Genomic DNA, 15874 nt, shown 5'->3' on the forward strand with positions numbered 1-15874 from the left:
CCTCTTGACGAGGTTTCATACAATTTACTGGCTATTCGGCACGCTGTTGAGTTCTCAAAGAACACGCGCACACCATCATCAACCGCGGCGAAACCGCGGGCAAATCCGGGGCTGTGTCGTACATGAAGCTTTGTCGTGCAAGGCCACCCACTCTACCACCTACCGGCGGGAGCTTGGTCCGTGACCCCTGCCTCGCTCGTTCCGTCCCGCCTTCCGGCGTTCCGGCCCGTTCCGCGCTGGCAGAGAGAAAGTTACACGCCCTGGAACAGCGGGTCAAATCGGGGGCGCGCACGTGCCGACACGGAAGAAAACCGCAGGTCAACTGCCCCGTGTCGGACTCGCTCCCACGGTATCCCAGCACCCTGCGGCCGCCTAGTGTGACCGCAGTCACATCAAAAAGGTGAACGGGCCTCCGATCCGGCTGGATCGGAGGCCCGGCGCACGTGCAGGTGCAGGTCAGGGGTGCACCTGCACACCAGCGTTGTTCCGCTTCCCCCGGCGCAGGACGAGCCACCGGCCGTGCAGGAGGTCCGTCTCGGTGGGCGTCCACTCCTCGTCGGTCACCTTCGTGTTGTTCACGTAGGCACCGCCCTCCTTCACGGTCCGGCGCGCGGCACCCCTGCTGTCCACCAGGCCGGAGGTGACCAGGAGGTCGACGACCGTGGGTGCGTCCGCCAGCCTCGCGGTGCCGGTGGGCGCCTCGGCCATCGCCGCGTCGAGGGTCGAGGGGTCCAGCTCCCGCAGCTCTCCCCTGCCGAACAGGGCCTGGCTCGCGGCGATCACCTGCTCGGTCTGGTGCTCGCCGTGCACGAGGGTCGTCAGATCGGCGGCCAGGCGCTTCTGCGCGGTGCGCAGGTGCGGCCGCTCCGCCGTCTCCGCCTCCAGCTCGGCGATCTCCTCGCGGGGCAGGAACGTGAACATCCGCAGGTACCGCAGTGCGTCGTCGTCGCCGACGTTCACGAAGTACTGGTACCAGGCGTACGGGGAGGTCATCTCCGGGTCGAGCCAGACGTTGCCGCCGCCGGTGGACTTGCCGAACTTGCGGCCCTCGGAGTCCGTCACCAGGGGGACGGTCAGCGCGTGCACGTGCGCGCCGTCGACGCGCCGGTTGAGGTCGACGCCCGCGACGATGTTGCCCCACTGGTCGGCGCCGCCGATCTGCAGCGTGCAACCGTGCAGCCGGTGCAGCCGCACGTAGTCGTTGGCCTGGAGCAGCATGTAGCTGAACTCCGTGTACGACATGCCGTCGTTCTCCAGCCGGCGCTTCACCGTCTCGCGGGCGAGCATGACGTTGACGGAGAAGTGCTTGCCGACGTCGCGCAGGAACTCGGTGACCGGCATGTTCGCCGTCCAGTTCGCGTTGTTCTCCACCAGCGCGCCGGTCGGCGAGGAGTCGAAGTCGACGAACCGCTCCAGCTGGCCGCGGATGCGCTCGGTCCACTCGGCGACGGTGTCGGTGGAGTTCATGGTGCGCTCGCCGATGTCGCGCGGGTCGCCGATCTGCCCGGTGGCGCCGCCCGCGAGGACGATGGGCCGGTGCCCGGCCCGCTGGAAGCGGCGCAGGCCGAGCAGCGGGATGAGGTGGCCCGCGTGCAGGCTCGGGCCGGTCGGGTCGAAACCGGCGTAGAGGGTGAGCGGACCGGAGTCGAGGGCCTCGCGCAGGGCGTCGAGGTCGGTGGACTGCGCGATCAGGCCGCGCCAGGACAGCTCGTCGAGAATGTGCTCGCTCACCCCACGATTCTCCCCCACCTGCCCCGACGGATCTCCGCGGAGGTCTCAGCGGGTGGCGCGGGTGCCGCGGCGGTAGGTGCTGACGGCGGGCGAGCCGTCGATCCAGAAGCGCCAGGGCACGTCGACGGCCACGGCCACGCCGACCCTGGGACCGCTGCGCACGGCGGTCGCGGGCACCGGGTCACCGGCCAGCAGCCGCACGGACGCGGCCTGGGCGGTGAGATCGGTGCCGTTGTGCGCACGGTCCAGACCGAGCACGGTCGTGAGCCGGGCCGGGCCCTTGCCCAGTTCGGCGTCGCTGCGCGCCGCCGGTCGGCGCGCGCGGGCGAGCGCGGAACCGCTGATCACCTCTCCGGCGCGCAGCAGCACCGCGCCGGGGACGCCGTCGGTCAGGGACACCACGTTGGCGCAGAAGTGCATCCCGTAGACGAAGTAGACGTACAGGCGACCGGCCGGGCCGAACATGACGTCGTTGCGCGGGGTGCGCCCCCGGTAGCAGTGCGAGGCCGGGTCGTCGCCTCCCCGGTACGCCTCGACCTCGACGATCCGGACGGCGACCGTCCCCTCGGGACCGTCGCTCTCCAGGACGCACCCGAGCAGGAGCTTCGCGGCGTCGACGGGGTCGATCGCGAGCTCCTGCTCGGTGAGCTGGCGGCGTTGCGTCACACCGGCCGCACGGGGGTCCCGGCCCAGCCGCGCCCCTCGTCCGAGCGCGCGGTCAGGCGCAGGAGCTGCTCGGCGACGCGGTCGGGCGCCGTGCCTCCGTGGGCGTCGCGGGAGGCGATGGAGCCCTCGACGGTGAGCACGGACCGCACCTCGGGCGTGAGATGGGGGGAGATGTCGGCGAACTCGGCGTCGGTCAGCTCCTCCAGCCCGGCGCCGCGGGCCTCGGCGCGGCGGACGCACTCGCCGGCGGACTCGTGGGCCACCCGGAACGGCACGCCCTGGCGGACGAGCCACTCGGCGACGTCGGTCGCCAGGGTGTACCCGGCGGGGGCGAGCTCGGCCAGGCGGGTGGTGTCGAAGCGCAGCGTGCCGATCATCCCCGCGATGGCGGGGAGCAGGAGTTCGAGCTGTTCGACCGAGTCGAACAGCGGCTCCTTGTCCTCCTGGAGGTCGCGGTTGTAGGCCAGCGGCTGCGCCTTGAGCGTGGCCAGCAGGCCGGTCAGGTTGCCGATGAGGCGACCGGACTTGCCCCTGGTCAGCTCGGCGACGTCGGGGTTCTTCTTCTGCGGCATGATCGAGCTGCCGGTGGCCCAGGCGTCGTCGAGCACCGCGAAGCGGAACTCGGCCGTGGTCCAGATGATGATCTCCTCGGCGATGCGGGAGAGGTTCACGCCGAGCATCGCGAGGACGAAGGCGATCTCGGCGGCGAAGTCGCGCGACGCCGTGCCGTCGATGGAGTTCTCCACCGGGCCGTCGAAGCCGAGTTCGGCGGCGACGGCGGCGGGGTCGAGGCCCAGCGAGGACCCGGCGAGCGCGCCGGAGCCGTAGGGGGACACAGCGGTGCGCCGGTCCCAGTCCCGCAGCCGGTCCACGTCGCGCAGCAGAGCCTGGGCGTGCGCGGCGAGGTGGTGCGCGAGCAGCACCGGCTGCGCGGACTGGAGGTGGGTGCGGCCGGGCATGGTGGCCGCGGGGTGGTTCCGCGCCTGCGCGGCGAGGGCGTCCACGACGTCGAGCACGCCGTCCGCGACCCGGCGGGCCGCGTCGCGCAGCCACATGCGGAACAGGGTGGCCACCTGGTCGTTGCGGGAGCGGCCCGCGCGGAGCTTGCCGCCGAGGTCGGCGCCCGCGCGCTCGACGAGGCCGCGCTCCAGCGCCGTGTGCACGTCCTCGTCGGCGACGGTCGGGGTGAACTGGCCGGAGACCACGTCGGCCTCCAGCGCGTCGAGCGCCGCCAGCATCCCGTCCAGCTCCGCGGAGCTGAGCAGGCCCGCGCGGTGCAGCACGCGGGCGTGGGCGCGTGAACCCGCGATGTCGTAGCGGGCGAGCCGCCAGTCGAAGTGCGTCGACGCGGACAGTGCCGCCATCGCCTCGGCCGGACCGGATGCGAACCGGCCACCCCACAAGCTCACCGCTGACTCCCGTGCTCTCTCGTCGTCTCTCGCCGTCCCGGACGCGTTGCCCGGCGACGGTAGCCGGTCGGAGCCGCGCCGCCGCGCCGGGCGTGCTCCGACCGGCGGTCACTCCTGGTCGTCGTGCTGCTGTCCCTCGGCCAGGGAGGTGACCCGCTCGGCCAGTTCCGCGCCGGTGAGCGGCTCCCTGGCCACGGCGAGGACCGTGTCGTCCCCGGCGATGGTGCCCACGATCTCGGTGAGGGCGGCCCGGTCCAGCGCGCTGGCCAGGAACTGGGCCGCGCCGGGCGGGGTGCGCAGCACGGCGAGGTTGCCGGAGTGGTCCACGGAGACCAGCAGCTCGCCGAGCACGCGCGCCAGTCGCGACGTGCCGCCCTGGACACCGCGGACCGGGCTGCCGTCCTCGGGGATGACGTAGACCGGCGCACCGCCGTCGGGGCCGCGCAGCTTGACCGCACCCAGTTCGTCGAGGTCGCGGGACAGCGTGGCCTGGGTGACCTCGACGCCCTCGGCCGCCAGCGTCTTCGCGAGTTCGGACTGGCTGCGGAACGCGCGCTGCGACACCAGCTCGACGATCCGGCCCTGCCTGGCGGTGCGGGTCACGAGTTCTCCAGCAACCAGACCAGCAGCGCCTTCTGCGCGTGCAGCCGGTTCTCCGCCTCGTCCCACACTGCGCTGGACGGGCCGTCGAGGACCTCGTCGGTGATCTCCCAGCCGCGGTGCGCCGGCAGGCAGTGCAGCACGGTGCTGCGCACGCCGGTGGCGGCGAGGAGCTGCGCGTTGACCTGGTAGGGGCGGAACGGGCCGACGCGGTCCTTGCCGTCGTTCTCCTGCCCCATCGAGGTCCACGTGTCGGTGACCAGCACGTCGGCGCCGTCGACGGCGCGCTGCGGGTCGGTGATCAGCTCCACGGAGCCGCCCGTCTCGGCCGCGCGCTGCTTCGCCGCGTCGAGCACCCACGGCAGCGGCACGAAGCCCTCCGGGGCGGCGATGCGCACGTGCATCCCGGCCGTCGCGCCGCCGACCAGCAGCGAGTGGGACATGTTGTTCGCGCCGTCGCCCAGGTAGGTGATGGTGAGGCCGGGCAGCGCGCCGTGGCGCTTGCGCACGGTCTGCAGGTCGGCGAGCACCTGGCACGGGTGGAACTCGTCGGTGAGCGCGTTGACGACGGGGACGCGGGACACCGAGGCCATCGCGTCGACGCGCTTCTGCGCGAAGGTGCGCCACACGACGGCGTCGACGTAGCCGGAGAGCACGCGCGAGGTGTCCTCGATGGTCTCCTCGCGGCCGAGCTGCATCATGCGGCCGTCGATGATCACCGGGTTGCCGCCGAGCTGGGCGATGCCCACCTCGAACGACAGCCTGGTGCGGGTGGAGTTCTTCTCGAAGATCACCGCGACGGCCTTCGGCCCGGCGAGCGGCTTGGCCGTGAACCGGTCGGCCGCGTAGGTGTCGGCGAGGTCCAGGACGGCGAGCTGCTCCTCGGGGGTGAGGTCGTCGTCGCGCAGGAAGTGCCGGGGGCTCATGCGTCGTCTCCCAAGAGGGTCGGCAGGTCGGCGACGAACCGGTGGGCGTCGTCGGTGTCGAGCACCAGGGGCGGTGCGAGGCGGATGACGTCGGGCTGGACGGGGTTGACGAGGTAACCCGCGCGCTGGGCCGCGGCGGCGGTCCGCGCCGCGACGGGTTCGGTCAGGACCACGCCGAGCAGCAGGCCCGCGCCGCGCACGCCGGACACGAGCGGGTGACCGAGCTCCTCGACACCGGCGGTGATCTCCTTGCCGACGGCGGAGGCGTGGTCGATCAGGCCGTCCGCGGCGATGGTGGTGAGCACCGCGAGCGCGGCGGCGCAGCACACCGGGTTGCCGCCGAAGGTCGTGCCGTGCTGGCCGGGTTCGAAGAGCGTTCCGGCCGCGCCGAAGCCGATGCACGCGCCCAGCGGCAGTCCGCCGCCGAGGCCCTTGGCGAGGGTGACGACGTCGGGGACGATCCCGGCCTGCTGGAACGCGAACCAGGTGCCGGTGCGGCCGACGCCGGTCTGCACCTCGTCGAGGACGAGCAGCGCGCCGTGCTCGGCGGTGATGCGGCGGGCGGCCTGGAGGTATCCGGCCGGGGGCACGACGACGCCGTTCTCGCCCTGGATCGGCTCGACGACGAACGCGGCGGTGGTGTCGTCGATCGCGGCCTCCAGCGCGGCCACGTCCCCGAACGGGATGTGCGCGACACCGGGCACGAGCGGCTCGAACGGCGTCCGCTTCGCGGGCTGGCCGGTCAGCGACAGAGCGCCCATGGTGCGGCCGTGGAAGCCGCCGTGCGTGGCGACGACGCGCGTGCGGCCGGTGCGGCGGCTCAGCTTGAGCGCGGCCTCGTTGGCCTCGGCGCCGGAGTTGCAGAACAGCACCCGTCCGTCGTCGACACCGGCGAGGTCGAGCAGCCGTTCCGCCAGCTCCAGCGCGGGGCGGTTGGCGTAGAGGTTGGACGTGTGGCCGATCCGGCCGATCTGGTCGGTCACGGCCGCGACCACGGCGGGGTGCGCGTGACCGAGGGCGTTGACGGCGATGCCGGTGAGCAGGTCGAGGTAGCGGTTGCCGTCGGTGTCCCAGACGTGCGCGCCCTCACCGCGCTCCAGGGCGAGCCCCGGCGTGCCGTAGTTGTTCATCATGACCGCTTGCCAGCGGGACCGGTCGTTCACTTCTCCCCCTCCTCGGGCAGGACGAGAGTTCCCACCCCGCTGCTGGTGAAGACCTCCAGCAGCACCGCGTGCGGGAGGCGCCCGTCGATCACGTGCGCCTGCGGGACACCGCCGCGCACGGCCCTCAGGCACGCCTCCATCTTCGGGACCATGCCGCTCGCGAGCGTCGGCAGCATCGCCTCCAGCTCGTCCGCGCGCACCTCGTGCAGCAGCGACGAGGTGTCGGGCCAGTTCGCGTAGAGGCCCTCGACGTCGGTGAGCACGACGAGCTTGCGCGCGCCGAGCGCGGCGGCGAGCGCACCGGCCGCTGTGTCGGAGTTGACGTTGTGCACGACGCCGTCGGCGTCGGGCGCCACCGTCGAGACGATCGGGATGCGTCCGGCGCGCACGATGTCCAGGACGGGCTCCGGGTCGACGTCGACGATGTCGCCGACGAGGCCGACGTCCACCGGCTCGCCGTCCACGATCGCCGGTCGGCGCTCGGCGGTCAGCAGGCGGGCGTCCTCGCCGGAGATGCCGACCGCGTACGGGCCGTGCTCGTTGACGAGGCCGACCAGCTCGCGGCCGACCTGGCCGGTGAGGACCATGCGGACGACGTCCATCGCCTCGGGCGTGGTGACGCGCAGGCCGCCCCGGAACTCGCTGTGGATGTCGAGCTTGTCGAGCATCGCGCCGATCTGCGGGCCGCCGCCGTGCACGACGACGGGGTGCAGTCCGGCGAGCCGCAGGAACACCATGTCCTGGGCGAAGGCCCGCTTCAGCTCGTCGTCGATCATCGCGTTGCCGCCGTACTTGACGACGACCAGCGCGCCGCGGAACCGCTGGAGCCACGGCAGCGCCTCGATCAGCACACCGGCCTTCGCCGCGGCCTCGTCCCTGCTCACGACGCCGGTCACGACGAGTACGCGCTGTTCTCGTGGACGTAGGCGTGCGAGAGGTCCGTGGTGAGCACGGTGGCCTCCGCGTCGCCGACGCCGAGGTCGACCACGATCAGCACGTCGCGACCGGACAGGTCGGCCTCGCCGCGGTCGGCCGCCTTCGCGCCGTTCGCGAACAGCGTGGCGCCGTTGATCGTGATGCCCAGCGCGTCGGGGTCGATCAGCGCGTCGGCGCGGCCGAGCGCCATCGCGATGCGGCCCCAGTTGGGGTCCGATCCGAACAGGGCGGTCTTGACCAGGTTGTCCTCGGCGATCGTCCGTCCGACCAGGACGGCCTCGGCCTCGGTGGCCGCGCCGCGCACGGTGATCGACACCTCCTTGGTGACGCCCTCGGCGTCGCCCTGGAGCTGTTTGACGAGGTCACCGGCCACCCGCGTGAGCAGAGCGGTGAAGTCCTCCTGGGACGGTGCCGTGCCGGACGCGCCGGAGGCGAGCACGAGGACGGTGTCGTTGGTGGACGTGCCGCCGTCGACGTCGAGCCGGTCGAACGTGCGCCCGGTGGCGTGGCGCAGCGCGGCGTCCAGCTCGGGGCCGTCGACCACGGCGTCGGTGGTGATGACCGACAGCATCGTGGCCAGGTTGGGCGCGAGCATCCCGGCGCCCTTGACGAACCCGCCCACGGACCAGCCGTCGGGGTGCGCGGCCCAGGACTGCTTGGGGTGCGAGTCGGTGGTCATCACGGCGGTGGCCGCGGCGAGGCCGCCCTCGTCGGTGCCGGCGAGGGCCTTCACCGCGCCGTCCACACCGGACAGGACGGCGTCCATCGGCAGGCGCTCGCCGATGAGGCCCGTCGAGCAGACCGCGACGTCGATCGCGCCGCACTCCAGCACCTCCGCGACCTTCTCCGCGGTGGCGTGGGTGTCCTGGAAGCCCTCGGGACCGGTGCAGGCGTTGGCGCCGCCGGAGTTGAGGACGACGGCGGTGAGCCGCTGCTGCGCGAGCACCTGCTGCGACCACAGCACCGGCGCGGCCTTGATCTTGTTGGTGGTGAAGACGCCGGCGGCGGCGTGCCGCGGTCCGTCGTTGACGACGAGCGCGAGGTCCAGCGCCCCCGACTCCTTGATGCCGGCGGCGACACCGGCGGCGCGGAAGCCCGCCGGTCCGGTCACGCCCCGGTCGCGGTGCACGCTCACGGTGCGACTCCCACTGCTGACAGGCCGGTGGTCTCCGGCAGACCGAGCGCGATGTTCATGCACTGCACGGCCGCGCCCGCCGTGCCCTTGGTCAGGTTGTCGACGGCGGCGACCACGACGAGGCGACCGGCGTCGGCGTCCACCGCCACCTGGAGCTGGACGGCGTTCGAGCCGAGCACCGCGCCCGTGGTGGGCCAGTGGCCCTCCGGCAGCAGGTGCACGAACGGCTCGTCGGCGAACGCCTTCTCGTAGGCGGCGCGGACGTCGTCGCCGGTCCCGGTGAGCGGAGCGCTGCACGTGGCGAGGATGCCGCGCGGCATGGGGGCGAGCACGGGCGTGAAGGAGACGCCGACGGGGACACCGGCCACCGCGCTCAGGTTCTGGGCGATCTCCGGGGTGTGCCGGTGCGTGCCGCCGACGCCGTAGGCGCTGACCGAGCCCATCACCTCGGAGCCGAGCAGGTGCGTCTTGGCGGACTTGCCGGCGCCGGACGTGCCGGACACCGCGACGATCACGACCTCGGGCTCCACCAGACCGGCGGCGACGGCCGGGGCGAGCGCCAGGGACGACACCGTGGGGTAGCAGCCGGGAACGGCCACGCGCGTCGTGCCGCGCAGCGCCTCCCGTCCGCCGGGGAGCTCGGGCAGGCCGTAGGGCCAGCTTCCCGCGTGCTCCCCGCCGTAGTAGCGCTGCCAGGCGGCGGCGTCGGTGAGGCGGTGGTCGGCGCCGCAGTCGATCACGAGGACCCCGTCGCCGAGCTGGGCGGCGAGCTCCGCGGAGCGACCGTGCGGCAGGGCCAGGAAGACGACGTCGTGGCCGGTCAGCTCGTCGACGGTCGTCTCGGCCAGCACCCGGTCCGCCAGCGGCAGCAGGTGCGGTTGGTGCGCCAGCAGCGGCGTTCCGGCGTTGCCGCCCGCCGTGAGGGCGCCGATCTCCACCTCCGGGTGACCGAGCAGCAGCCGGAGCAGCTCGCCCCCGGCGTACCCGCTCGCTCCCGCGACCGCGATCCGAACCGTCATGCGGATAATTATGCACTGCCCTGCAACTTGATCCAAACAGATTCCCGTCACACGGACGGCGTTCGCGCACACCGTCCACGCGCACCGCCCGCGCGACGGGAAGCGGTCAGCGCCGCTGCGCCAGGGTCACCCCGTCGCGGACCGGCAGCATCACCGAGCTGACCCGCTCGTCCGCGGTGATCGTGTCGTTCACCAGTCGCATCGCGACGTCCGCCTCGTGCTGGAAGCTCTCGTCGAGCACCCGGCCGGTGCGCAGCACGTTGTCCAGCACGATCAGCCCGCCCGGCCGCAGCCGCGTCACCAGCTCCTCGTAGTACCGCGGATAGCCCGCCTTGTCGGCGTCGACGAACGCGAAGTCCAGCACCGGATCGGCCGGCAGCGCGCGCAGCGTCTCCAGCGCCGGGGCGATCCGCAGCTCGACGCGGTCCTCCAGCCCGGCCCGCTTCCAGTAGCGCCGCGCCACCGACGTCCACTCGTCGCTCACGTCGCACGCCAGCAGGTGCCCGCCGGAGGACAGTCCCCTGGCGATGCAGATCGACGAGTACCCGGTGAACACGCCCACCTCGACGGCACGCCGCGCGCCGACCAGGCGCACCAGCATCGTCAGGAACTCGCCCTCGTCGTGGGACACCTGCATTCCGCTGGAGTCCGGGTACAGCCGGCTCGTCTCGGCGGCCAGTTCGCGCAGCAGGTCGTCGGCGGGGGTGCAGTGGGCGAGCAGGTACTCGCTCACCGCGGGATCGATGATGTCCATGCCGACAGCGTCGCGCACGGGGGCGCGACCCGGCGGAAGATCAGATGCGGGCCGCGCGACCGGAGTAGGTCAGGGGGAACACCAGGTCCGTGCACGCGGCGGGAACGTCGGTGGAGACCTCGACGACCATCGTCACCTCGACGGAGCCGTTCGGCGCGAGCAGCACCGGGTCGGTCATCGGCGTCACCGAGAGCACGCCCGAGGGGCACTCCGCGACGCGGTTGTGCGCCCCGTCCACCGGCTGCCCCGGCAGCGCCGACAGCGACTGCACGACGATGTCCACGCTGTTGGGGTTGCTCAGGCGCACGTGCCGCTGGCCCTGCGTGCCCGGACGCAGTTCCACCGGCTCGCCGGACACGTCGGTGATCTCGAACGGCCGGAGTTCCTCGACGCCCTGCTGGCCGTTGCTGATCGCGTAGGTGACGACCGGGTCCTCCGGCGCGGGCCAGGTCAGGTGCATGGTGGCGACGACAGCCGCACCGACGGCGAGGATGGCGGAAGCGACGATCGCCTCGCTGCGCGGTCCGAGGTTTCGCATGGTGCGGCTCCGCAAGCAGTTGCTCCAGGCGGTGGGTTCGCCGCTGGCTCCACGCCGGACCGGCGACCAGTCTCGCCCGGCGCTTCATCGCCTCGCCACGGCCCAGCGGGCCGTGCGATCAATCTTGGAGAAGCTTCAACCGAGACGCAAGCGCTTCACGGACGCCGACCGCCCCGGAAAACAAGGCCGTCAGACCTCTTGACAACCGGCTCCAGTCGATCACCAGCGCCGATGCGTTCCGGCACGTCGCAGACGCACGGACGGCACGCCACCCGATCGGGTGAAACAAATCCGGGGGCCCGCGCAGAAGCGCGGACCCCCGGAGCAGAAGTGCGGAAAACGTCAGGCGCGCAGTGCCGCGCCCGTCCGCTCGGCGGCCGCGGCCACCGCGGCATCGCGGGCGGCCGTCGCCTCCTCCAGCGTCAGCGTGCGGTCGGGAGCGCGGAAGCGCAGCGAGCACGCCAGGGACTTGCGCCCCTCCCCCACCTGCTCTCCCGTGAAGAGGTCGAACAGCCGGACCTCCTCCAGCAGGTCGCCGCCGCCCGAGGACAGCGCCTCGGACACCGCGGACGCCGCGACACCGGCGTCCACGACCAGCGCCACGTCCAGCAGCACCGGCGGGTACGCCGAGACGATCGGCGCGGGCCGGAGTTCCTTCAGCGGCAACGCGTCGAGGTCCAGCTCCATCGCCACGGTCCGCTTGGGCAGACCCAGCGCCTCCACGACCTTCGGGTGCAGCTCACCGGCGTGCCCCACGGGCCAGTCGCCCACGCGCAGCTGCGCGCAGCGGCCGGGGTGCCACGGGGCCAGGTCGGCGGCCTTCACCGTCAGCTCGACGCCGTAGGTCCGGCCGACGAGCCGGGCGGTCTCGACCGCGTCGGCCCAGTCTGCGGCACGCCCTCCTCCCCACCAGCCGGCGCGCTCGCGGTCGCCCGCGAGCACCACGGCCACGTGCAGCGGCTGCTGCGGCAGCGCGGCCTGCATCGTGGCGATCTCGGCGGCCGTCGGCGGCCGGTCCACGCCCAGCTCGGGCACCGGCACCTGCTGGGTGCGCGGCAGCGTCACCTGGCCCAGGTGGTACAGCGCGACGTCGCGCTGCCCGCGGGCCACGTTGCGCTGCAAGGCGTCCAGCAGACCCGGCAGCAGCGTCGTGGCCAGCGCGGGCCGGTCCGACTCCAGCGGGTTGAGCACCGTGACGGTGTTGCGGCGGACGTCGCCCTCGTCGAGCCCGAACGCGTCGAACACGCTCGGCGCGACGAACGGGAACGGCAGCACCTCGACGAACCCGGACTCGGCCAGCGCGCGCGACACCGCGCGGCGACGGCGCTGCTGCTCGGTCAGCCCGCGACCGGCGGGAGCGGGCGGCAGCGTGGACGGGATCGTCTCGAAGCCCTCCAGCCGCAGCACCTCCTCCACCAGGTCGGCCGGCTGCACCAGGTCGGCGCGCCACGTCGGCGGGACCGCCGTGACGATGGTCTGACCGTCGTCGGCGGTGCTCACCTCGACGCGGCAGCCGATCTGGCCGAGCCTGCGCGCCGTGACGCCCCGCGCGTAGCGGACTCCCGCGACGCGGTCGGGCAGGTCGATCGGCATGGACACCGGGACGGGCAGCCGGGGGCTGCCCACGTCGGTGCGGCCGGGCCGGATGCTGCCGTCGCCGTAGAGGTGCAGCAGCTTCGCCGCCACCTCCAGGGCGACCGGGGCGAGCGCCGGGTCGACGGTCCGCTCGAAGCGCTTGGCCGCCTCGCTGGGCAGCCTGTGCCGCCGCACGGTCCGCGCGACCGACGCCGGGTCCCACACGGCCGCCTCCAGCAGGATGTCGCTGCTGGTGCTCCGGACCTCGGTGCTCGCGCCGCCCATCACACCGGCGAGCGAGACGACACCGCTGTCGTCGGCGATCACGACGTCGTCGGCGTCCAGCGCCCGCACCGAGTCGTCCAGGGTCGTGAGCTTCTCCCCGGACGCGGCGCGGCGCACGACCAGCGCGCCCTGCACCGCCGACGCGTCGAACGCGTGCAGCGGCTGCCCCAGCTCCAGCATCACGTAGTTGGTGACGTCCACCGGCAGCGAGATGGAGCGGATGCCCGCGAGCATCAGCCTGCGGCGCATCCACCACGGCGTCGGGGCGGTCGGGTCCACACCGGTGACCCGGCGCGCGACGAACCGCGAGCACCCGGACTCGTCCTCGACGTGGACGGGCCAGACCTCGCCCTCGGCCTCGGGGATCTCCACGACGCCGGGGTCGCCGAACGGCACGTCGAACGCGCACGCCAGCTCGCGCTGGAGACCGCGCACGGAGAACGCGTACCCGCGGTCGGGCGTGGGCGTGACCTCCAGGACGGTGTCGTCCAGGCCGAGCAGCTCGACCGCGTCGTCACCGGGGCTCGCCGTGCCGCTGGGCAGCACGAGGATGCCCGCGTGCTCGTCGCCCAGGCCCAGCTCGCGAGCGGAGCAGATCATGCCCTCGCTGGTGCGGCCGTAGGTCTTGCGGGCGGAGATGGCGAACCCTCCGGGCAGCACGGCGCCGGGCAGCGACACCACGACCGTGTCGCCCTCGACGAAGTTCGTCGCGCCGCACACGACACCCTGGATCTTCGGCTCGCCGTCGTCGTCGGTGCCGACCTCGACCTTGCAGAACCGGATCGGCTTCTTGAACTCGGTGAGCTCCTCGATCTCGACGACGCGACCCGCCACCACCGGCCCCGTCACGGGACCGAGCGGGTGCACGTCGTCGACCTCGACACCGATGCGCACGAAGGCGTCGGCGAACTCCTCGGCAGTGGGCACCTGGTCGAACTCCAGGTGCTCGACCAGCCAGGTAACCGGAATGCGCACCGGTCAGGCCTCCGTTCCGAAGGGCAGGGTGAAGCGGACGTCGCCCTCGACCATGTCGCGCATGTCGGGCAGCCCGTTGCGGAACTGGAGCGTGCGCTCCAGCCCCATGCCGAAGGCGAAGCCCGAGTAGACGTCCGGGTCGACGCCGGTGGCGCGCAGGACGTTGGGGTTGACCATGCCGCAGCCGCCCCACTCCACCCAGCCCGCGCCGCCCCTCTTCTCCGGGAACCACACGTCGACCTCGGCCGACGGCTCGGTGAAGGGGAAGAAGTGCGGGCGCAGCCGGGTGCGGGAGTTCTCGCCGAACATGGCGCGGGCGAACGCGTCGAGCGTGCCCTTGAGGTGCGCCATGGTCAGGCCCTTGTCGACGGCGAGGCCCTCGACCTGGTGGAACACCGGCGTGTGCGTGGAGTCCAGCTCGTCGGTGCGGAACGTCCGGCCGGGGCACACCACGTACACGGGCAGGTCGCGCTCCAGCAGCGTGCGCGCCTGCACCGGGGAGGTGTGGGTGCGCAGCACCAGGCCGGAGTCGGCGGGCGCCACGTAGAACGTGTCGGACATCGTCCGCGCGGGGTGGTCCTTGCCGAAGTTCAGCGCGTCGAAGTTGAACCACTCGGTGTCGAGCTCGGGGCCCTCCGCCACCTCGTAGCCCATCGCGACGAACACGTCGGCGACGCGCTCGGCGAGGGTGGTGATGGGGTGGCGGGCACCGCGCGGCACCCGGTCCCACGGCAGGGTCACGTCGACGGCCTCGTCGCGCAGCACGCGCTCGTCCCGCTCGACCTTCAGCCGGGTCAGCCGCTCCTCGAACGCGGTCTTCACGGCGTTCTGGGCGACGTTCACCCGCTTGCCCGCCTCGGCCTTCGCCGCGGGCGGCAGCGCGCCGATCTCGCGGCGGGCCAGCAGGACGGGCGATCGGTCACCGAGGTGGGCGGGCTTGATCGCGGCGAGAGCGTCGAGGTCCGTCGCGGCGGCGAACGCCTCGGTGGCCTTCTGCACGGCCGCGTCGAGGGCCTCCGGCGCGAGCGCCGCGACCTCCTTGGGGTCGTACGGGTCGTTTGCTCCGGACATGGTTGGTGGACAGCTCCCGTTGGGTCCGTCGCGGACAGTCGGACGACTGCTGGCAATTCGTGGCGCACGGCTGTGCGGCTGCGCCGCCGCGAGCAGCGGCGCAGCAGGTAGATCCTAGGTGATCGGGCCGCGGCCGCCGTCGCCAGTTCCTCCGCGGGTGATTGTTTCCACTCGTCGGGGCGCGTCCGCCCGGTCCCCGGCCGCGAACCCCGTTCTCCCGCAAGGAGAAGGCCCGGCTCTCAGGTGGCGCGGGAGCGGTGGGCGCCGGCCGACGCGTAGAGGCACACCGCGGCGGCGGTGGCCAGGTTCAGGCTCTCGGCGCCGCCGTAGATCGGCACCTTGAGCGCCGTGTCGGTCCGGGCGAGCACCGCGTCGGACAGACCGTGCGCCTCGCTGCCGAACACCCACGCCGTCGGCCGGGCGAGGTCGCCGCGCAGACTGGCGGCGTCCAGGTCGTCGGTGGCGTGACCGTCGGCCGCGACGAGCCGCAGCCCGGCGGAACGGCAGGCGTCGAACACCTCGCCGACCTCGCGGGACCGCGCGATCGGCAGGTGGAACACGCTGCCGGTGGAGGCGCGGACGCACTTGCCGTTGTGCGGGTCGACGGTGTCACCGGCGAACAGCACGGCGTCGGCCCCCGCGGCGTCGGCCACGCGGGCGACCGTTCCGGCGTTGCCGGGGTCGGAGACGCCCACGAGCACCGCGACGAGCCGGGGTGTTCCGCGCAGCGCGTGCTCCAGCGGCACGTCGAGCAGGTCGCACACGGCGACGAGCCCCTGCGGCGTGACGGTCTCCGACAGCGAGGCCGCTGCCCTGTCGGTGACGGAGCTGACCCGCACGCCCGCGTCGACGGCGGCGGTGACGATGTCGGTGTTGCGCTCGGCCGCGGCCTCGGTGACGAAGAGCTCGTGCACCGCGCCACGTCCGCGCGCGGCCCAGGCGAGCGCCTCGCGGGCGGCCTGGGCTCCTTCGGCGAGGAACCGACCGTCCCGGTCACGACCGGGACGCCTGGTCAGCCGCCTCGCGGCGACGACCCTGGGCGTCCGTTCCGTGAACGGATCGACCCAGGGCCGTGGAGAGCGGGTACCGAT

14 protein-coding genes are annotated in these 15874 nt (G+C 73.0%); all 14 read right to left on the reverse strand.

Translation table 11 applies throughout. The annotated features are described in order from the left end of the window. Positions 1 to 456: 456 nt before the first annotated feature. The 14 genes from tyrS to IMZ35_RS00070 all read right to left on the reverse strand — a co-directional run bounded on the left by tyrS (position 457) and on the right by IMZ35_RS00070 (position 15874). Positions 457 to 1731 (reverse strand): tyrosine--tRNA ligase, encoded by a 1275-nt coding sequence (tyrS, locus tag IMZ35_RS00005; protein ID WP_199438774.1) that lies wholly within the window; start codon positions 1729 to 1731, stop codon positions 457 to 459. A gap of 45 nt (positions 1732 to 1776) precedes the next feature. Continuing rightward, entirely contained in the window at positions 1777 to 2397 is a 621-nt protein-coding gene (locus IMZ35_RS00010) for a DNA-3-methyladenine glycosylase (RefSeq protein ID WP_199438775.1), read from the reverse strand. Further along, positions 2394 to 3761 carry an argininosuccinate lyase gene (argH, locus tag IMZ35_RS00015; RefSeq protein WP_229369309.1) on the reverse strand — a complete coding sequence of 456 codons (1368 nt, stop codon included), beginning with the start codon at positions 3759 to 3761 and terminating at the stop codon, positions 2394 to 2396. The genes IMZ35_RS00010 and argH overlap by 4 nt, the downstream gene beginning before the upstream one ends. A gap of 153 nt (positions 3762 to 3914) precedes the next feature. Continuing rightward, the gene (locus IMZ35_RS00020; protein WP_199438777.1) at positions 3915 to 4409 is read right to left on the reverse strand and encodes an arginine repressor; all 495 of its coding nucleotides are present in this window, start codon (positions 4407 to 4409) and stop codon (positions 3915 to 3917) included. Continuing rightward, on the reverse strand, positions 4406 to 5332 hold the full coding sequence (gene argF, locus IMZ35_RS00025; protein ID WP_199438778.1) for an ornithine carbamoyltransferase: 927 nt from the start codon (positions 5330 to 5332) through the stop codon (positions 4406 to 4408). Before argF ends, IMZ35_RS00020 begins: the two co-directional genes overlap by 4 nt. Next, positions 5329 to 6465 (reverse strand): acetylornithine transaminase, encoded by a 1137-nt coding sequence (locus tag IMZ35_RS00030; RefSeq protein WP_229369313.1) that lies wholly within the window; start codon positions 6463 to 6465, stop codon positions 5329 to 5331. The genes argF and IMZ35_RS00030 overlap by 4 nt, the downstream gene beginning before the upstream one ends. 26 nt (positions 6466 to 6491) lie before the next feature. Beyond that, on the reverse strand, positions 6492 to 7391 hold the full coding sequence (gene argB, locus IMZ35_RS00035; protein ID WP_199438780.1) for an acetylglutamate kinase: 900 nt from the start codon (positions 7389 to 7391) through the stop codon (positions 6492 to 6494). Then, positions 7388 to 8560 (reverse strand): bifunctional glutamate N-acetyltransferase/amino-acid acetyltransferase ArgJ, encoded by a 1173-nt coding sequence (argJ, locus tag IMZ35_RS00040; RefSeq protein WP_199439541.1) that lies wholly within the window; start codon positions 8558 to 8560, stop codon positions 7388 to 7390. Before argJ ends, argB begins: the two co-directional genes overlap by 4 nt. 2 nt (positions 8561 to 8562) lie before the next feature. Continuing rightward, entirely contained in the window at positions 8563 to 9585 is a 1023-nt protein-coding gene (argC, locus tag IMZ35_RS00045; protein ID WP_199438781.1) for an N-acetyl-gamma-glutamyl-phosphate reductase, read from the reverse strand. A 106-nt stretch (positions 9586 to 9691) separates the two neighbouring features. Beyond that, positions 9692 to 10339: an O-methyltransferase gene (locus tag IMZ35_RS00050; protein ID WP_199438782.1), complete on the reverse strand. Its 648-nt coding sequence runs from the start codon at positions 10337 to 10339 to the stop codon at positions 9692 to 9694. A gap of 40 nt (positions 10340 to 10379) precedes the next feature. After that, positions 10380 to 10877, reverse strand: coding sequence for a hypothetical protein (locus tag IMZ35_RS00055; protein ID WP_199438783.1), 498 nt, complete (start codon positions 10875 to 10877; stop codon positions 10380 to 10382). Positions 10878 to 11219: 342 nt separating this feature from the next. Further along, positions 11220 to 13712 carry a phenylalanine--tRNA ligase subunit beta gene (gene pheT, locus IMZ35_RS00060; RefSeq protein WP_199438784.1) on the reverse strand — a complete coding sequence of 831 codons (2493 nt, stop codon included), beginning with the start codon at positions 13710 to 13712 and terminating at the stop codon, positions 11220 to 11222. A 3-nt stretch (positions 13713 to 13715) separates the two neighbouring features. Then, positions 13716 to 14783 carry a phenylalanine--tRNA ligase subunit alpha gene (gene pheS / locus IMZ35_RS00065; protein ID WP_199438785.1) on the reverse strand — a complete coding sequence of 356 codons (1068 nt, stop codon included), beginning with the start codon at positions 14781 to 14783 and terminating at the stop codon, positions 13716 to 13718. A gap of 239 nt (positions 14784 to 15022) precedes the next feature. Further along, complete coding sequence (locus tag IMZ35_RS00070; RefSeq protein WP_438816817.1) at positions 15023 to 15874, reverse strand: TrmH family RNA methyltransferase; 852 nt, start codon at positions 15872 to 15874, stop codon at positions 15023 to 15025.

The sequence above is a fragment of the Umezawaea beigongshangensis genome (assembly GCF_016464305.1).
Lineage (GTDB): Bacteria > Actinomycetota > Actinomycetes > Mycobacteriales > Pseudonocardiaceae > Umezawaea_A > Umezawaea_A beigongshangensis.

Bases quoted from the DNA above. Each gene is read 5' to 3' on its own strand.
- argF (WP_199438778.1), bottom strand. From the start codon at position 5,332: ATGAGCCCCCGGCACTTCCTGCGCGACGACGACCTCACCCCCGAGGAG.
- pheS (WP_199438785.1), bottom strand. From the start codon at position 14,783: ATGTCCGGAGCAAACGACCCGTACGACCCCAAGGAGGTCGCGGCGCTC.
- IMZ35_RS00050 (WP_199438782.1), bottom strand. From the start codon at position 10,339: ATGGACATCATCGATCCCGCGGTGAGCGAGTACCTGCTCGCCCACTGC.
- IMZ35_RS00030 (WP_229369313.1), bottom strand. From the start codon at position 6,465: ATGATGAACAACTACGGCACGCCGGGGCTCGCCCTGGAGCGCGGTGAG.
- argC (WP_199438781.1), bottom strand. From the start codon at position 9,585: ATGACGGTTCGGATCGCGGTCGCGGGAGCGAGCGGGTACGCCGGGGGC.
- argH (WP_229369309.1), bottom strand. From the start codon at position 3,761: ATGGCGGCACTGTCCGCGTCGACGCACTTCGACTGGCGGCTCGCCCGC.
- IMZ35_RS00055 (WP_199438783.1), bottom strand. From the start codon at position 10,877: ATGCGAAACCTCGGACCGCGCAGCGAGGCGATCGTCGCTTCCGCCATC.